This window comes from Pedobacter sp. NEAU-ZC8, assembly GCF_059278965.1.
In genome coordinates, this window is the sequence record NZ_JCAJXC010000008.1 from 97266 (window position 1) to 115050 (window position 17785).

Genomic DNA, 17785 nt, shown 5'->3' on the forward strand with positions numbered 1-17785 from the left:
TTTAAATGGGTCACACTTAGATAATTGGTAAGCCTACTCGTACTTCAGCGCATCAATTGGATTCGCTTTTGCAACCTTGAAGGATTGCAGACTCACGGTCAGGATTGCGATAACCAACGATAGCAACAGTGCAAGTGCAAATGGAAGCACAGAGATGGAAATCCTGAACTCAAAGTGCGATAGCCATTTACTAACAATGACATAGCCCAATGGAAAAGCAATCATATTTGCGACTAGCACCAGCTTGATGAAGTCTTTATTGAGCAGCACCAGGATGTTAGCGGAGTTTGCACCAAGCACCTTGCGGATACTGATCTCCTTTTTACGTTGTTCGGCCATGTAAAGTGCCAGACCAAGCAGCCCTAAACAGCTGATGAAGATGGCAAAGCCACCAAACCAGTTGGCGAGGGTACCAAGCAGTTTTTCATTCCTGAACTTTTTTTGAAAGTTGTCATCAATAAACCGACGGTCAACCGGGAAACCGGGATTTAAGGCTTCAAATTGCTGATCAATGGCCTGCAGACTTGCAGTTAAGTTAGCATGATCTGCGACACGAACTAAGACTACCTCGTTTGCATCTTTGGTGAAGCCAATGATCATTGGCGTTGCCGCCATATAGGGGGATTCTACAACATAGTCTTTGATAATGCCGATGATGGTCACAGGAGCATCTCCAAAGTTTATTACAGCGCCTAAAGGTTGTTTTAAGCCCATAACTTTTGCCAGTGCTTCATTGATGATCACATTACTGGAGTCTGCAAATTGCGGATCGAAATCCCGGCCCTGCAATAATTGAATGCCAGTGGTCTTTAAGAAGTCGTAGTTTGTCCAGCGGAAGTTCACCAATACATTTTCGTCAGGATTTTTACCTGGCCAGCTTACACTATACCCGTTATTGCCTCCATCAGTAAATTTGGTTGAGTAATTGGTTACGGCACTTACCATACCTGTTTTCAACAGCTGATCTTTAATGACCTGAAATTTCCCTGGTTCCCGCAATGCGCCTTGCACGGGAACTTCTACCAGGTTATTGATGTTGTAACCAATCGGCTTGTTCACGATATAGTTTAACTGCTGATAGATCACAGCTGTACAAATGATCAGGCAGGCCGCAAACACAAACTGAAACACCACCAGGAACTTCCGTACGGACAAAGATGAGCCACCCGCGTTGGTACTGGTAAAGCCTTTAAGCACTTTGATCGGATCAAAGGAAGACAGGTAGAAAGCCGGATAACTTCCTGCAATGACGCCTGTGATCAAGGTTAATCCGATCAGCGTGGTCCAGAATAGCCAATAGGTATAATCTATATCTAGTTCGATACCTAATAGACGGTTAAAGTATGGCAGGGCAACCTCAATCAGCATGAAAGCAACTACCATGCTGAGCATAGAGATTAACACCGACTCCATCATAAACTGGCCGATCAGGTCTTTCCTGGATGAGCCAATGGATTTCCGAACGCCAACTTCCTTAGCCCTTTTTTCAGATCTGGCTGTAGAAAGATTCATGAAGTTTACACATGCAATAATCAGAATGCAGAAAGCAAGCAACACAAAGATCTGCAGTTGATCAATTTTGCCGCCCACCGACTTGCCTCCTTCGAAGTTATCATAGAGGTGGTATTTCGATAAAGGATGCATGAATGGTTCACCATTGCTGTCTTTGTTATTCGCCTTGATCATGCCTTGAAGTTGCGTATTCGCCTGCTCAAAGAAGCGGTTATCTTCCAGTTGAATAAAGGTGTTACAGTAATTCCCGCCCCAGGAATGATCTTTTGCCCAGGGATTTAATTTTTCAAACAAGGTCCATGACAACAGGTATTCAAATTGATTGCTGCTGTTCTTTGGCGGGTCCGCGATTACACCCTCAACCTTTAGTTCTTCCGCGTTATCGAATTTCAGGCTTTTGCCCATTGGATCTTCATCACCAAACAATGCTTTAGCCAATGTCTCTGTTAACACGACAGATTGCGGGCTTTTTAGAAAAGTAGCCGGATTTCCTTTTAGTACCTTGTAATCAAATATCTGAAAGAATGCAGGATCAGCAAAGTTGCAAAGTCTCTTGAAATTGTTATCCTTGAGGGAGATCAAACGCTCTTGTTCATAGAACATTCTGGCCACCGTTTTCACACCCGGAATCTTTGTTTTTACCTCAGCGGCCAGCACACCCGGCGTTGCATCAAAACTAAATATCTTACCGCTTGCGGCCTGGTTGTTATATACGACATAGGTCTTTTCGTAATCGCTGAATTGCTTGTCATAGCCCCATTCATAGGCCACATAGAGCAGCAATAGCATACAGCTTGCCAGGCCGATAGCCAGCCCGCCAACGTTTATTAAAGTGTAACCTTTACTCTTCCAGAGCGTACGTAGCGCAATTTTTAAGTTCAGTTTAAACATCTTAGATCAATTCTTCAGTAATGCCTTTATTAACTTTTTCGGAGATGACGTGGCCGTCTTTCAAATTGATAATCCGGTTGGAAAAACCTGCATCGTGTGAAGAGTGCGTAACCATGACGATGGTTGTACCCTGCTCGTTCAATTCGCATAGCAGTTCCATGACCTCGTTACCGTGTGAGCTGTCCAGGTTTCCGGTGGGCTCATCGGCAAGTACCAGCTTTGGCTTGGTTACCAATGCCCTTGCTACCGCAACACGCTGCTGCTGCCCACCAGAAAGCTGCTGTGGAAAGTGGCCGCTACGATTCACGATATTCATCCGTTGAATGATCTCGTTTACCATGGCCTTTCGGGTAGCCGCAGGCACCTTGTTATAGATCAATGGAAGCTCTATGTTTTCGAACACCGTAAGTTCATCGATCAGGTTGAAGTTCTGGAACACGAAACCCATGTTGGCCTTCCGGAAATTGGAACGTTCACGATCGTTAAGCTTTAGCAGTTCCGTGTCCATAAATCTGTAGCTACCGCTTTCAGGTTTATCCAATAAGCCCATCACGTTGAGCAAGGTCGATTTGCCGCAACCCGAGGGCCCCATGATCGACACGAACTCCCCTTCTTTTACATGAAGGTTAATGCCGTTTAACGCTGTGGTTTCTATTTCTTCAGTTTTGTAAACTTTTTCCAGGTTTTCAATTTTTATCATTGCTGTATTTTTTATCTCGTTGATATATTCCGATGCTTAAGATCGAAAAAGGACTGACGTTCCTGCACGCACTACAGGGTCGCGCCAGCCCATTGATTATTTGCTGATTTGTATGATATCGTATTGGGTGAACTGATCGTAAGATGAAGTGATGACCTCCTCATCTTTCTGCAAACCTTCCATGATCTCATAGTAGAGGTAGTTTTTACGTCCAACCTTAATATTGCGCTTTTTAGCCTGGCCATCCTTCACCACATACACCCAATTACCACCAGTACTCTGGAAGAACTGCCCCTGTGGCAGCATCAGGGACTTACTGTTGTCAGACAAGGTTAATTTGGTTTGTAGCGATAAACCCCTTCTTAATTCATCCGCCGACTTGCCATCGAACACCAGCTCAATCTGGAACTGTCCTGAGGTAACCTCGGGAATCACCTTCCGCACCAACAGCTGATAGTTCTTACCATTGATCTCGCAGTTGGCACGCTGCCCTTCCTTTACCCGGTTGATGTAATACTCGTCTACCCCCGCCTGCAGCTTATAGCCTTGCATCACGTCGATCTTTCCGAGCATTTCATTCGCTCCATACGATTTTCCAATTACTGGATCATAGGAGGATAACCGGCCGGATACCGGAGCTTTAATGGTCATGTTTTCGATGTTCTGACGGATGGACTCCAGGCTTTCATTCATCCTCCCGATGGAGAAGTCGATCTGATTTAACTGCATCTTCCTGCTTTGACTCTCCTGATCCATGGCTTGTTTCAGGATTGCTCTTCTATCTTTATAATATTCGTAGTCCTGGCTAGAAGTATTAAACTCCTCCCTCGTGATAACCTTTTTCGCGAAGAGGGTACTATCGATCTTGTACTTGCGAGAAGCGGTACGCAAGCTATTTTCGATGACCATCATATCTTGCTTCATGACGCGTTGATTTTGTTCCAGATCGAGCCTTAGCTTCCGAAGCTGATTGATCTGCTCAATGATGCTGGTTTCACTGCTGGTATACGCCGAGAGCGCATTCGGATTAGCGATTCTCAATAGTGGTGTGCCTTTAACCACCGAAGCGCCATTTTCAGTAAAGATCTCCGCTACGGTTCCGCCCTCAGAGGAACTTACAATCACTGACGTTAGTGGTACAACAGTAGCATTCAACAGCACCACGTCTTCGAAATCTCCGAAGGCCACTTTACTTACCGTAAGCTTATCTGCATCTGCTTTGTATACCTTGTTAAGGGAAAGGCTATAGCCATAACCTGCAAGGCAAACCACGATCAGAATACCTGCCAACATCAGTATATTCTTTTTACTAAATCGCTTTTTCTCTATTACTTTATCCATTACCTGTTTATTCTTGTTTGCCATGTTGCGAAGCACATGCCAGATGACCGAAATACCCTTAAAGCCTTATATTTGAGCTTCTTAATTGATTTTACAAAATTGACACTGTTCATTACCGAACAGTTATTGTCCATGAGCGAACACTGCCCCCGCTACTGCTGCTCCAGTTCCACATAGTAAGATCCACGGGCATTTTTCCCTATAAGTGATACGTCTAAACCTGATCCTGCCAAATTCTTAATCTCCAGGGATCGCTCAACCACTCCGGATGTATTGATATTGACAATTTCTTTTTTCAGCGACCTGATAATCAGGCGCAGCTCTCCGGCGCTAAGGTTAATACCATATTTGATCCGTGTAGTTACAGCATCCGGATGTGGAACTAACTTGAACGTCTGCTTGCCGGAGAATTTTGAAAAGCTTGCTTCACTTTTACTTGCGTGACTGGTGCCTTGCCAGTCGTGTGTGATGCTACATCCTGCTGAAACAGCAGCAATCATCAATGCACATAGAACTCGTTTCATTTTTTTACTTCTTTTATTCCTTTGAAACCACCAGCACTATACTTCAACTGGTTTCTGCACACCTACTTACGAAGCACATGCCAAACCCTCAAAACAGCTTTAAACTCTTATATAACAGCAATTTAGCAAACGATCACCAAAAAAGGCGTTCGTTATCGGACACTTACTTGTACGTCATTGAACAGTTTTATTATTTTTGAGAAAAGCTTTTAACATGATTGACGCGACCGTTCTGGTAATTGATGATGATGACGATATTTTACTAAGTGCCAAGCTCTTATTGAAGCAGCATTTCCGCCAGGTGGTGACCTGCAAGTCGCCCAGGGAAATTAATGTGCTCCTGAGCAGGAATGAAGTAGACATCATCCTGTTGGATATGAATTACCAGAAGGGTTCAAGTGATGGGCGCGAAGGTTTATACTGGCTGGAGCACATCCTTTCCATAGATAAAGATTACGTGGTGATCCTCATGACGGCCTATGGAAACGTTGAACTCGCCGTGCAAGCAATAAAGAAAGGTGCTACAGATTTCATTTTAAAGCCATGGGAGAATGAAAAGCTCTTTGCAACACTTTCTGCAGCCGCAAAACTCAGGCATTCAAATAAGAAAGTTAATAAACTGGAGAAGCTTCATACCTCGCTGCAGAAAGATATGGCCCGGCGCTTTGAACATATTGTAGGTGAATCTGAACCCATCCAGAAGCTTCAAAGCGTTTTATTGAAAGTCGCTCCCACCGATGCAAACATTCTGATCCTGGGCGAGAACGGCACGGGGAAACAAGTATTTGCCTATGAGATCCATAAGCACTCGCAACGTAAAAATGGCGTATTCATGCATGTGGATTTAGGTTCCCTAACGGAAAACTTGTTTGAAAGTGAACTCTTCGGTTATGCTAAAGGTGCTTTTACCGATGCTAAGGAGGATAAACCTGGCCGTTTTGAGATGGCTGAAGGTGGAACGATATTCCTGGACGAGATCGGGAATCTAAGCCTTCCGCTGCAGGCAAAGCTGCTTAGTGTCATTCAGAACCGCACCGTAAACCGGCTTGGAGAAAGTAAAGCACGGAAGATCAACGTTCGTTTGATCACGGCAACTAATATGCCCTTGGCGGAGATGGTGAGCAAAGGCACCTTCCGTCAGGATCTGCTATTCCGGATCAACACCGTAGAACTGCTTTTACCTCCATTGTGTAAGCGGGGAAGTGATATCCTGCTATTGGCCAATTACTTCCTGCAAAGCTTCAACACCAAGTACCACAGAAACATCAGAACTTTCGACAACAAGGCAGAAGCTTTATTGTTGCACTATCAATGGCCCGGCAATGTTCGCGAACTGCAACATGTTATTGAACGTGCCGTGATCATGACCGATGGCTTGCAGATCTGCGAGGAAGATCTACAGCTTAATCCGCAGAAATTTGGCGGTACAACAACACCTTCCGTCCAGGACGACATGGCCCTGGAGGACATGGAAAAACTGATGGTGCAACGTGCTATTGAAAAACATAAAGGCAACATTTCACGGGCAGCTTCCGAGCTTGGTCTAACACGCGCAGCCTTGTACAGACGCATAGAAAAATTTGATCTATGAAGTTCTTCAGCAGCTTCACTTTCCGCCTGCTCTTCCGATTGTTCATCATCAATCTGCTGGTCGCATTATTTGTTTACCTCATCCAAAATACCGAACTGTGGTTTACGATCTTTGGCGTAGGTGTGATCCTGCTGGCAGCGTTGTTTTCGCTCTACCATTACATAGATCGCATGAAGGAAGACATCAACCGCTTTATGCTGGCGGTGAAAACCCAGGATAGCACCATTAACTTTAAAGCTAAAAGCCATAAAAGCAGCTTCCCGGAACTTTATCGCTCTTTCGACGATATCATCCAGGTGCATAAACGGATTCAACTGGAAAAGGAATCCATGTTCCAGCTGATCAAAACCATCCTCGAACAGGTCCCTGTAGGGGTTATTGTCTTAAAACCCCTGGAGAAAGATGTTGAAAAAGCAGAGATCGTGTTTTTCAACATGGCGGCAAGCAACCTCTTGCAGGTGCCGGCATACAAATACTGGCATCGGCTGAAAAGCCATCGGCCGGAGTTCGCGAACCAGATAAGCGATATCACGGAAGGCGGAAAAAAGTTCATTGAACTTAAAATTCAGGACAAACTTACCCAGCTTTCCACTGAACTGATTCCCTTAAACCTGCACAATACCGATCACATCATCATCTCTTTCCAGAACATCAAAGATGAGATTGAACAGAAGGAATCGGAGGCCTGGAACAGATTGATCGGGGTAATTTCCCATGAGATCCTTAACAGCATTACACCAATCAGCTCGCTCTCAGATACGGTAAGTTCTATGGTTGATGGAAAAGATCACCTGGATAAAGAAGATCTGGAGGACTTGAAACCAGCTTTGCTAACCATCAAACGCCGTTCTGAAGGATTGCTCGACTTTGTGAAAGACTACCGGCTCATGGCCGAACTGCCCACTCCTGTACTCCAGGATCATACCATCGGCGAGATCCTGCAACACATCAAGATCCTGATGCAGCCATTTGCCTCTGGCAAGAACATCGATCTAAGAGTCGTACAAACATCCTCTAAAATTAGCCTGCGACTGGATATCAAGCTGATCGAGCAGGCCTTGATCAACCTGGTGACCAACAGCATTTACGCGGTAGAGAACGTGGAAGATCCCTTTATTGAGATTGGCTACAGGCTTGAAAATAGCCGTTTGTACATTGATGTGATTGATAATGGCAAGGGCGTAGATAATGAACTCGCCAAGAAAGTATTCATTCCATTTTTCACCACACGAAAGAACGGCTCCGGCATTGGATTAACGATTACCAGGAACATCATGAAAATGCATCACGGCAGTGTGGAAATCCAATCGCAGCCCTTTGAGAGAACGGTATTCTCCCTGGTTTTCAAATACCAGTAAGCCAATGGGTTATCATTATTAAATTGTCCATTGCCGGACATTGAACTGTTCGATAACGAACGTCCATCATTTTACAACAAAGCTAAAAATCTGAAAAACAATTAGTTATCTTTAATCAAGACACTGGCACAGGCTTAGTGATTGGCAATCAAACCTTTAACGGCAATACCCATGTCAATCTTAAACTTCAAAATCGCCTTGCGTAACATCTGGAGAAGCAAGACAACTTCTTTCATCAACATTATCGGTTTAGCCATCGGGCTTGCCGCATGTTTGATGTTGCTGATTTATGTAAACTACGAATGGAACTTTGATAAGCATTCGAGGCACCACAAAGATGTGCATGTTGTAATGACTCACATTACAGACGATTTCGGTAAGGACATCGCCACCTTTGACGGCACGCCCACTGCACTTGCCACAGCCCTGGCCAGCGGCATACCTGAAATTAAACAGGTTGCCCGGATAAGCTATGACAAAGTGATGCTGATTGCAAATGGCGAAAACAGCTTTAAGAAAAAGGCTAAGTTCGCAGATGCAGCGATCATGGACATCTTTGATTTCCAGTTTATCGCCGGCAGCCGCAACACCGCATTAGTAAAACCGGGATCAATTATACTTACCGAACAGATGGCAAGAACCCTATTCGGCAGTACAGATGTGCTAAACAAAGCCTTGCGCCTGCAGGATCAGTTAGAATTTAAGGTCACCGGAGTTATCAAAGATATGCCCGAAAACAGCTCCAACCGCTTCGACTACCTGTTACCATGGTCAGATTATAAACTGTACGATACCGGGGCCGAAAATCTAAACTGGGATAACTATAGTTTTATAACGTTGATACGACTTGACCCTGATGCCGATTTAACGCATGTAAATCAGAAAGTGGACCAGGTAATCAAAAAGCAAACGGATTGGAAACGTACCCCATTCTTTCTATATCCACTTAGCAAGTTGCATCTATATGGCAAATTCGAAAACGGCAAAAGTGTAGGCGGCGACATCGGCCAGGTTTGGCTCTTTACCGGACTTGCCTTAGGCATCCTGTTAATTGCCTGCATCAACTTTATGAATATGGCCACGGCTAAATCAGAGAAAAGAGCCAAAGAGGTGGGGATCAAGAAAACTATTGGCGCCACCCGCAGCACCCTAGTCGTACAGTTTTTGACCGAGTCAATTGTACTCACTGCCGTAAGTGTTTTCATCGCCATTGCACTCGTAGAAGCCTTTCTTCCGGCATTCGGCAACTTGCTTAACCTTAAACTCGACATCTCCTTCTTCGACTATAAGACCTGGCTGGTCATCCTCGGCACGGTACTCATTACTGGCCTCATCGCCGGCAGTTATCCTGCTTTATATTTATCGTCCTTCAATCCAATAGAAGTATTTAAAAGAAGAGTAAGTACCCGTCGAATGTTTCGCTTCAGCTTAAGGCAAGTGCTCATTGTAACCCAGTTCTGTTTTGCAGTCATGCTCATGATCTCAACGCTGGTGATCTATAAACAAATTCAATTTATTAAGAATAAACCGGTAGGAATAGATGTGAATGCGCTCGTTGAAATGCCTTATGAAGGCAAGCTCGATAGCCGTTTCGACCTGTTAAAATCTAAGTTGATCAATTCCGGCGCCGTAACTGCAGTAGCTAAAACAACCGTTAGCTTGATCCACCACGGCGAGAACTTCAATGGGCTGCAATGGCCCGGCATTACGCCTGCGGAAAATAGTATCATGTTTAATCGTGTCGGCACGGCTTACGATTTCATCAAAACCTCAGGGCTAAAGCTTTTAAAAGGAAGGGATTTCTCCGAACAATATGCCTCAGACACAACAGCTGTACTGATCAGCAGTGCAGCAGCTAAAATCATGAACATGAATGAGCCGATCGGAAAAACCCTGAAGTTTGATGGCTATAGGGTAAATATCATTGGGGTTTTTGAAGACTATGCCTGGGATTCTCCGTACAAGTCGAGCAATCCAATGATCATCTACTTTAGCAGGGCTGCACGCAGCATTACCATGCGTCTGAATCCAGCGCAGAACCTGCAGGAAAGTATAGCAACCATAGAAAGGATCACAAAAGAAATCAATCCGGCTTATCCGGTAGAACTAAGTTTTGCAAGTACATCTTTTGACCAGCTGCTGCAAAAGGAAAAAACCCTTGGTGTGCTTTCGAACCTTTTCGGAGGATTGGCAATCTTCGTTTCCTGCATCGGACTATTTGGCTTAGTTGCATTCAGCGCCGAGCAGCGCACAAAGGAATTTGGGGTCAGAAAGGTCCTTGGTGCATCCCTGGGCAGCTTGATGCAGCTGTTGTCTATTTCTTTCCTGAAATTGATCTTATTAGCCATCTGTATCGCCGTTCCAATCAGTTATCTTGTAATGAACAAATGGTTAACCAACTTCGAATTCCGTACAGATATCAGCTGGTGGATCATTCCAGTTGCTGCCCTGGGCACCTTAACCATTGCCCTGCTAACCTTGAGTGTACAAGCGTACAAGACAGCTAAAGCTAACCCAGTAGATGCGCTGAAGTACGAGTAAATCAGCGCATCAATTCAAGTTATCTTTGTCCACCTGCTCCAGCACCAGCTTGTCCGTTTGCGTCACCCTGTAAAAGGTCATCGTTGGTTACGCCACGTTTCTTTCTTGGCGGCTGTGCACCGAAATTCATCTTTCCGAAGTTGTATGCAAAGTTAATTCCGAATGAGCGGAATGGTACCGAGAACTTGCTGCGCTGCGTTAGGGGTCCACTATTGATCTTAGATTCGAAATCTTTGTAGTCCTTAGTTGGCTGTGTGATGTTTAAACCAATGGTACCACGCTTATTCATGACTTCCTGCTTAATTCCGATCACCCAAAGGTTGAATGCCGGATTCGTACCCTGGAAGGTCCTTCGTGCCGAGTTCTGCATCAGGAAGGTTTCTGCACTAAGGGTAGGCTTTATCTTTACCGTTGCACTTACGAAGGCATTGTACTGGATGTAGGTCGACTGTTCACCTTGCTGCAAGCTATTGATAATCTGCGGCTTGTACGTAAACGCATTGATATTCCCTCTAAGCGTAAGTGCTTTCCAAAGTTGTACGGAACCGAACAGACTTGATCCGATGGAATTGTTATTTCCAACATTCTGAAAGCTCGTTAAAGAGATATCACGGGTAACTTCATTCCCGGCATTGTCCACTGTTGTAAACGGAACAGTGCTCACCACACTTTCAATGATGTCTTCAGTTTTGCGGTAATACACCGAAGCATTAATCACAGACGATTTCACGAAGGTAGAATAGTTGAATTCTATGGTCTGCCCGATCTCCGGAGAAAGCTCCGGGTTACCCTGACTCTGATTCAAAGGGTCACTGGTATTGCGGAAGGGGTTCAGGAACTGTAAACTTGGGCGTTGAATACGCTTACTGTAGCTCAGCTTCACCGTTTGTGTCGGCGTTAAGGCCTTAGAAATAATAAGGCTGGGCACAAAGTTCAGGTAGTCGTTCTGAAAAGGCTGTAAACCATTGGATGTATTTCCAGACCGGCCATCAATACTTGTATTTTCTACACGTGCACCTGCCATGATGGTGTACCCGCTGCTAAGACTCGTCGTCAACAATCCATAGCCGGAGTAAACATCCTGACCATAGTCATAAGCATTGGAAGTGATTGGATTAAGGACATATTGTCCTGCTTCATTTGGATTAAAGAAGTCGTAGTCGCTCGTTATCTCACGAATGATGGTCTTTGCACCGGCTTCCAATTTAAACATCTTGTTTATGGGCACTACATAGTCCAGCTGCACGGTGTACTCATTGTTCTTTCCAGCATTTAAGGCCTGTTGATTCTGCGTAAAAGCAGAATACTCTGTAGCGTAATCCACATCTGAGGTACCATGGGTCCACTGGGCTGCAATACTGATCTCCTCACCTTCACGCTTGAATTTATGGGTGAAATCATTGTTCCAGTCGAAGTTAGAAAAGGCATTTTCATTTCTGGTTTGCGCAGTATAATTGATCAGACCTTGTGCCGGAGAAAAGTTACTGTTAACCGAAGAACCATCATTCTTGAACGCACCGCCACGTCTGCTGAAGGATGAAGAAAAGCTGTTATTATCGTTAAACTCATAGCCCAGGGAAGCCGAACCGCTTAAAAAGTGGCGGTTGGAAGTGCTCTCTCCATTGGACGAAGATTCGGTGTTCAACAAGCTGTTTGAACTTTCAAATGATGAATAGGTGGTCTGTGGCCAGCCGGTATTATAACCTACATTGGCTGTGATGCTCAACTTGTTCTTGTTGAAGTTAATGTTGGCATTCTGGTTATTCTGACGCGTGCCAATGCCGGCATTCACCGAGCCACTCACACCTGAAACCTCTTTTTTCTTGGTGATGATGTTGATGATACCCGCAGAACCTTCTGCATCATATTTCGCCGAAGGCGAGGTGATCACCTCTACATTCTTGATCTGATCAGAAGGCATGGAGCGCAGTACATCCGCAGCATTCGTGGTTAATGCACCGGATGGTTTACCATTGATCAGGATCCTCACGTTCTGGCTGCCGCGAAGTGCAACGTTGCCGTCCATATCCACCGAAACCATGGGTACCTTACGCAAGATATCCGAAGCATTGCCGCCGGTGCTGGTCACATCTTTCTCGGCGTTAAAAACAAGTTTATCAATCTTGTTCTCGATTAAGGCCGCCTGACCGGTGATCTGTACCGCTTCCAGCAGGTTGGCACTTGGTGCAATAACGATACGCCCAAGGTTTCTATCCTGCTTTCCTGGCGCTAGAACCACCCCGGAAATGTTCTTCACATTATAGCCGATATAGTTTACCTGAACGCGGTAGGTACCCGCAGGTACATTGCCGATTTTAAACGCGCCTTTATCATCGCTGATACCGCCGCTGAATGGTGTTGTCGAACCAGCTTTAAACAAACTCACGGTGGCATAATCCACTGGTTTCTTACTGATGGAGTCGATCACCGTACCACTTACGCTGCCACCTGCCGCTGCTGCAGCCGGCTGGCCCGCTCCAGGCACCTGGGCCTGAACCGAGCCGGCCCAACTAACCGCAAAAAATAATATAAGCAGAACAAGTCCGCTTCTGGAACTTGCCCTTAGGAACTTCGAAAGTTTGTAAGCATTCATCTTCATAATCATTATGATTTACCGCAAAACAAGCAATTTACCGCTATGCTAAATTGCCTTATAGATGGTTAGGCATAAAAAATAGACAGAGCGGCCATTTGGATCGACGAGCGCTGAACCATATCTGATGATAATCTTTCATCTTTGTTATCATGACAACAGCGTTTACCGGTATCAGCAAAAAACTCCCCTCCGTCCACTATTTCATTGTGGCGGCATTGCTGGTGCTGATCTTCTTTCCACTTACCTGGCCCATCCGTTTACCAATTGAATTCTGGATCAAACAAGTGCTGATCAACCTGATGTGGGCAGGACTGTTCTATGCTAACTATTTCATCTTCACCCCGCGGCTGCTTTACAATCACCGTACAGGGATTTTCGTCATTCTTGTTATCGCAACCTTGTTCGCTACCGTATTCCTGAACCATTGGCTGGACAGCTTTTTAGGCGTTCCTGAGGCCATGGAGAAGATCTTCGGCCCGAAGATGCACAAGTCTGCGGAAAAGCAGGATCATTCAGCGACCTACATCACCATCATTATGGCCATGGTGATCTATGGCGTAAGTACCGTTATTGCACTCTCGAAGAAAATGCAGCATGATCAGCTTGCCTTTCAGGCAACAGAAAAAGATAAGATCAATTCCGAACTATCCTTCCTGAAGTCGCAGATCAATCCACACTTCTTTTTCAACACCTTGCATACTATTTACGCCTTAACGGATAGTAATACCAACGCCGCCAAAGATGCCATCTATACCCTGTCGCACATGATGCGCTACGTGATCTACGATACTAAAAATGACCTCACCAGCCTGGAAAACGAAGTGAAGTTTGTGGAAGATTATATCAAGCTAATGAAGCTGCGGCTATCCGGTGAGGTGCAGGTGATCTTTGAAAAGCAAGCCAATATGAAGAACTACGAGGTTGCTCCAATGTTGTTGCTACCTTTCATTGAAAATGCTTTTAAACATGGTATCAGCAGTCTCCATCCGAGTTATGTCTACATAGACATCCGGCAGTTGAACAATACCGTTAAAATAGAAATTAAGAACTCTACCTTTGAGGCACGTGAACACCTGGAAGAAAGCAATGGCATCGGCCTGATCAATACCAAAAGAAGGCTGGATCTGCTTTACCCAGGGAAACATACTTTAGCGGTTGACAACAATACCAGCACCAAAGAATACACCGTTATGCTAACTTTGGATTTCAGTTAAACGATCCTTTGCATAAGGGAAGATCCTGATCAAATAACATCATTCCTAAAAGATGAAAATCAATTGTATCGCTGTAGACGATGAGCCATTTGCCTTAAGCCTGATCAGCTCCTATGTGGAAAAAACCCCTTTTTTAAACCTGGTAGCCGCGTACAGCAATGGTGTCGAGGGATTAAAGGCGATACACGAAAACCCAGATATACAGCTTATCTTTCTGGATATCCGTATGGCGGATCTGAGCGGGATCGAGCTCGCCCGTATTGTTGAACAAACGGGCAGAAAGAAGCATTTAAGAATTGTATTTACAACAGCTTACGATCAATACGCATTGGAAGGCTTCAAAGTCGACGCCTTGGATTACCTGCTTAAGCCATTCAGTTTCGTGGATTTTTCGAGAGCTGCGACCAAGGCATACGATTATTTCATCATGCTGGAGCATAGCTTGAATCCGCTACCTGCAAACCTGCCACTTGCGGTCTCTGAAAAGAAATACTTATACCTGAAGGTGGATTATCAACTGCAAAAGGTTGACACGGCAGATATCCTGTACATCGAAGGATTAAAAGATTATGTGAAACTATTTTTAAAAGGAGAAGATAAGCCCCTACTCACCTTAACCAGCCTGAAAAGCCTGGAAGAAAAGCTTGCTACGCCTGCTTTCCTGAGGATTCACCGTTCCTTCATTGTCGGTGTTGAACACATTAAGTCGCTAACCAAGAATTCTGTACAAATTGGACAAACGATAATCCCCGTTACGGAACAGTACAAAGAAGGATTTGCCGAACTACTAAAAAACTGGTTATAATTTAGTGTTACGTTGATTTAAGATAAACGAAATACCCGCCGATGCCTACTAAAACTAAAGAAAGCAGCCCCAGGTATTTTCTCTTTTCTGTTGGACCATTGGTAAGATAAAAGGAATAGCGAAAAAAGAAGAAAGCAAAGCCTACAATCAATGCTTTTAGAATAAAGTACTTATCTGTCATCAGTTGAACGTTAATGATACAAGATAATGATCTTCAAACAATTAATCAAGTAAGGCAAGCACGTCTTCAATAACCCCTTTAAATGGTCCTGCTGATTCCAACTTCCTTGTTGCCAATGCCGCAGCAAAACACCCGGCCTGCAACTCATCTGCACCTTTAATACGCTGATAGAGATAACCGGCCATATACGTATCCCCGCAGCCTGTGGCATCAACCAGATTTGCTGGTGGAAATGCGGGAACAGGGTAAAACTCACCGGCGCTGTAGATCATCGACCCCTGACTGCCATTTGTAATCACCACTTCTTTAACGCCCCAGGAAGCCACCAAAGCGGCTGCTTCGCGGATATCCTCAACACCTGTCAGTGTTCTCAGCTCCGTTTCATCTGCCTTCAGAATATCGACATAAGCCAATGCTTGTTGCTTTTCAGCCCAGTCGGTGCCATAAACCTTGCCGTCTTTTACCAATCGCAAATAGCCCTGAACATCCATGCTTACCCGTCCTTTTGTCGCCAGCGCTTTGATCAGCGAAACGGATATGTCACCTGCCAATAAGGGTCCAAGGTGAAAGATCTTCGCCTCTACCTCAAGCAACGCTTCTTCCGTAAATGCATCTGCTTCCTGAGAAACAAACTGCGTTCTGAAGTCGGTATTCTCTTCGTAAACATTCTCGAAACACACGGTATGCTTACTGTCCTGTACCTGCACCTCAATGCCCTGCTCCTGAAGCGTTTCCACATAGCGTAAATCCACTTGTGCCAGTGCAGTGACCAACAAATACTTTACATCAAGATTTGCAAAGGGGAAGGAAAAGTAATAAGCAGTGCCACCCGGCATATACATCGTGGAGTTTGAGGTAACTACTTTATCAGACGTAATGTGTCCTACGCAACAAATATCAACCATACGCAAAAATAAAGCTTAATGTACAAGTTTTTGCTGATTTAAAACAAAAGGCTTCCAGTTACCTGAAAGCCTTTTGATATACCAGCCTGGAAGATTTACCAGTTGCTGTTCTGTGTCATTAGTGGATTAGTGTTGATCTCGTTCTGCGGAACCGGGAAGTAATCATGTTTCCCTGGAACAAAGAACTGCTTACCAACCTTGTCGCTGTTGCTGATCTCCTGCTGAAGTAATCCCCAACGTTTAAGATCATAGAAACGGTGATTTTCACGTGCAAACTCAATCATACGCTGGTGTACAATCTCATTCATCATCTGCGCCTGATCATAACCAGCGGGCAGTGCAGCAAGCTTCGCACGGGTACGGATCTGGTTCACATACTGGTAAGCATCCGCTGGCCTGCCTTGCATCGTTACCGCCTCAGCAAGCATCAACAGTACATCTGCATAACGCAGTGCTCTTTCGTTATTGCTGGAAGTATAGTTAGACGCACCGCTGGCACCTGCTAGTTCATTCGCCTGGGTATAGTTCTGATACTTCTTAAACAGAGATTTGAAACCGAATGGCAGCTTGAAATCACTGAATGGTTTTCTGTAGAACGTCGCTCCAGGATAGTCCCAGATCAATGTCGCGTACATCCTTGGATCCAACTCACCATCGGTGGTCCGTTCCTTTTGGAACTCGTTGAACAACTTGTCTGTTGGTCCGGCCTCAAACCAGCCACCAACTTCCGACGGTGCAAACTCTTGTGCCGTCGTAACGCCTAGAGCACCACTTGCATTCTCGCCGCCCCAGGCGTTGGTTCCACCAACGTCACCAAGTTGGATCTCAAACAATGACTCCGCATTGTTTTCCTTCGTTACCAAGAAGTTGTCTTCATAGTTCGGCATCAAGGAATAGCCCATACCAGTTACCTGGCGCAAGGTGGTTTCCGCATTCGCATAATCCTTCGTAAAAAGGTATGCTTTACCCAGGTAGCCAAGTGCAGCACCTTTGGTGGCACGGCCAACCCATTCCGCTCCGTAAGATGTTGGTAGATCCACCCCCGCTTCCGTAAAGTCGGCAATGATCTGTTTCCAGACATCTGCTTCAGCAGCTTTCGGCCTGGCGTACTCGGTTTCATCTTTAGGAACAGACAAGATCAAAGGCACATCACCGAAGTTGATCGCCAGGATAAAGTAGTTCAATCCCCTCAGGAACTTCGCCTCGGCAATATAGGCCTTCATCTTGGCGTCATCCAATGGCACCCTGCCTACATTCTCCAGAATTTGGTTAGCGCGGAAAATACCACGGTAAGCGTAGTTCCAGAGTGAATTTGCTGTACCATTATCTGCATTATTGGTAAAGGTTGATAAGCGATAAAGATCCGCAACGTCGTTCCGGATAAAGAAGTCATCACCACGACCGTTACCCAGTTCTATTCCGCGCACACCCCAGAAACCACCATCTACATTTCGCAATAAGCCATAGGTTGCCGCGAATGCACTATGTATATCGGTTTCCGTTTTCCAGTAGGTTTCCGAAACGATCTGATTCGGGTTAATTAACTCCAATTCACTTTTCTTACATCCGCCAAGCAGCGCGGCGAAACAAAAAGCTATATATATTTTCTTCATGATTTTTTGATTT

At 45.0% G+C, this 17785-nt stretch carries 13 protein-coding genes; 5 read left to right on the forward strand and 8 right to left on the reverse strand.

Translation table 11 applies throughout. From position 1 onward, the window contains the following. Positions 1–33 precede the first annotated feature (33 nt). The 4 genes from AC5WJX_RS08435 to AC5WJX_RS08450 all read right to left on the reverse strand — a co-directional run bounded on the left by AC5WJX_RS08435 (position 34) and on the right by AC5WJX_RS08450 (position 4968). On the reverse strand, positions 34–2403 hold the full coding sequence (locus AC5WJX_RS08435) for an ABC transporter permease (protein ID WP_494484165.1): 2370 nt from the start codon (positions 2401–2403) through the stop codon (positions 34–36). 1 nt (position 2404) lies between these two features. Then, positions 2405–3103 (reverse strand): ABC transporter ATP-binding protein, encoded by a 699-nt coding sequence (locus AC5WJX_RS08440; protein ID WP_440431508.1) that lies wholly within the window; start codon positions 3101–3103, stop codon positions 2405–2407. A 96-nt stretch (positions 3104–3199) separates the two neighbouring features. Then, positions 3200–4444 (reverse strand): efflux RND transporter periplasmic adaptor subunit, encoded by a 1245-nt coding sequence (locus tag AC5WJX_RS08445; RefSeq protein WP_494484166.1) that lies wholly within the window; start codon positions 4442–4444, stop codon positions 3200–3202. Positions 4445–4596: 152 nt separating this feature from the next. Continuing rightward, positions 4597–4968 (reverse strand): hypothetical protein, encoded by a 372-nt coding sequence (locus tag AC5WJX_RS08450; RefSeq protein ID WP_494484167.1) that lies wholly within the window; start codon positions 4966–4968, stop codon positions 4597–4599. Between the two features lie 214 nt (positions 4969–5182). On the opposite strand from AC5WJX_RS08450, the gene AC5WJX_RS08455 reads away from it, so the two are divergent. The 3 genes from AC5WJX_RS08455 to AC5WJX_RS08465 all read left to right on the forward strand — a co-directional run bounded on the left by AC5WJX_RS08455 (position 5183) and on the right by AC5WJX_RS08465 (position 10458). Beyond that, positions 5183–6559: a sigma-54-dependent transcriptional regulator gene (locus AC5WJX_RS08455; RefSeq protein ID WP_494484168.1), complete on the forward strand. Its 1377-nt coding sequence runs from the start codon at positions 5183–5185 to the stop codon at positions 6557–6559. Then, positions 6556–7917, forward strand: coding sequence for a sensor histidine kinase (locus AC5WJX_RS08460; RefSeq protein WP_494484169.1), 1362 nt, complete (start codon positions 6556–6558; stop codon positions 7915–7917). The genes AC5WJX_RS08455 and AC5WJX_RS08460 overlap by 4 nt, the downstream gene beginning before the upstream one ends. A 171-nt stretch (positions 7918–8088) precedes the next feature. After that, positions 8089–10458, forward strand: coding sequence for an ABC transporter permease (locus tag AC5WJX_RS08465; RefSeq protein ID WP_494484170.1), 2370 nt, complete (start codon positions 8089–8091; stop codon positions 10456–10458). 19 nt (positions 10459–10477) lie between these two features. Here AC5WJX_RS08465 and AC5WJX_RS08470 read toward each other — a convergent pair whose 3' ends face one another. Continuing rightward, positions 10478–13057 carry a TonB-dependent receptor gene (locus AC5WJX_RS08470; protein WP_494484171.1) on the reverse strand — a complete coding sequence of 860 codons (2580 nt, stop codon included), beginning with the start codon at positions 13055–13057 and terminating at the stop codon, positions 10478–10480. A gap of 146 nt (positions 13058–13203) precedes the next feature. On the opposite strand from AC5WJX_RS08470, the gene AC5WJX_RS08475 reads away from it, so the two are divergent. Beyond that, entirely contained in the window at positions 13204–14268 is a 1065-nt protein-coding gene (locus AC5WJX_RS08475; protein WP_440431494.1) for a sensor histidine kinase, read from the forward strand. Positions 14269–14320: 52 nt separating this feature from the next. Beyond that, positions 14321–15073: a LytR/AlgR family response regulator transcription factor gene (locus tag AC5WJX_RS08480; RefSeq protein ID WP_494484172.1), complete on the forward strand. Its 753-nt coding sequence runs from the start codon at positions 14321–14323 to the stop codon at positions 15071–15073. A 7-nt stretch (positions 15074–15080) separates the two neighbouring features. Here the strand turns inward: AC5WJX_RS08480 and AC5WJX_RS08485 are convergent, their stop codons facing one another. The 3 genes from AC5WJX_RS08485 to AC5WJX_RS08495 form a co-directional block, all read right to left on the reverse strand. Continuing rightward, complete coding sequence (locus AC5WJX_RS08485; RefSeq protein WP_494484173.1) at positions 15081–15254, reverse strand: hypothetical protein; 174 nt, start codon at positions 15252–15254, stop codon at positions 15081–15083. 41 nt (positions 15255–15295) lie between these two features. Then, positions 15296–16159: a PfkB family carbohydrate kinase gene (locus tag AC5WJX_RS08490; protein WP_494484174.1), complete on the reverse strand. Its 864-nt coding sequence runs from the start codon at positions 16157–16159 to the stop codon at positions 15296–15298. 95 nt (positions 16160–16254) lie between these two features. After that, positions 16255–17772 carry a RagB/SusD family nutrient uptake outer membrane protein gene (locus AC5WJX_RS08495; RefSeq protein ID WP_494484175.1) on the reverse strand — a complete coding sequence of 506 codons (1518 nt, stop codon included), beginning with the start codon at positions 17770–17772 and terminating at the stop codon, positions 16255–16257. Positions 17773–17785: the final 13 nt, after the last annotated feature.

Excerpts from the sequence above, each read along its gene's own strand:
- AC5WJX_RS08450 (WP_494484167.1), bottom strand. The coding sequence starts at position 4,968 with ATGAAACGAGTTCTATGTGCATTGATGATTGCTGCTGTTTCAGCAGGA.
- AC5WJX_RS08455 (WP_494484168.1), top strand. The coding sequence starts at position 5,183 with ATGATTGACGCGACCGTTCTGGTAATTGATGATGATGACGATATTTTA.
- AC5WJX_RS08435 (WP_494484165.1), bottom strand. The coding sequence starts at position 2,403 with ATGTTTAAACTGAACTTAAAAATTGCGCTACGTACGCTCTGGAAGAGT.
- AC5WJX_RS08475 (WP_440431494.1), top strand. The coding sequence starts at position 13,204 with ATGACAACAGCGTTTACCGGTATCAGCAAAAAACTCCCCTCCGTCCAC.
- AC5WJX_RS08465 (WP_494484170.1), top strand. The coding sequence starts at position 8,089 with ATGTCAATCTTAAACTTCAAAATCGCCTTGCGTAACATCTGGAGAAGC.
- AC5WJX_RS08445 (WP_494484166.1), bottom strand. The coding sequence starts at position 4,444 with ATGGATAAAGTAATAGAGAAAAAGCGATTTAGTAAAAAGAATATACTG.
- AC5WJX_RS08440 (WP_440431508.1), bottom strand. The coding sequence starts at position 3,103 with ATGATAAAAATTGAAAACCTGGAAAAAGTTTACAAAACTGAAGAAATA.
- AC5WJX_RS08485 (WP_494484173.1), bottom strand. The coding sequence starts at position 15,254 with ATGACAGATAAGTACTTTATTCTAAAAGCATTGATTGTAGGCTTTGCT.
- AC5WJX_RS08480 (WP_494484172.1), top strand. The coding sequence starts at position 14,321 with ATGAAAATCAATTGTATCGCTGTAGACGATGAGCCATTTGCCTTAAGC.
- AC5WJX_RS08490 (WP_494484174.1), bottom strand. The coding sequence starts at position 16,159 with ATGGTTGATATTTGTTGCGTAGGACACATTACGTCTGATAAAGTAGTT.
- AC5WJX_RS08495 (WP_494484175.1), bottom strand. The coding sequence starts at position 17,772 with ATGAAGAAAATATATATAGCTTTTTGTTTCGCCGCGCTGCTTGGCGGA.
- AC5WJX_RS08460 (WP_494484169.1), top strand. The coding sequence starts at position 6,556 with ATGAAGTTCTTCAGCAGCTTCACTTTCCGCCTGCTCTTCCGATTGTTC.
- AC5WJX_RS08470 (WP_494484171.1), bottom strand. The coding sequence starts at position 13,057 with ATGAAGATGAATGCTTACAAACTTTCGAAGTTCCTAAGGGCAAGTTCC.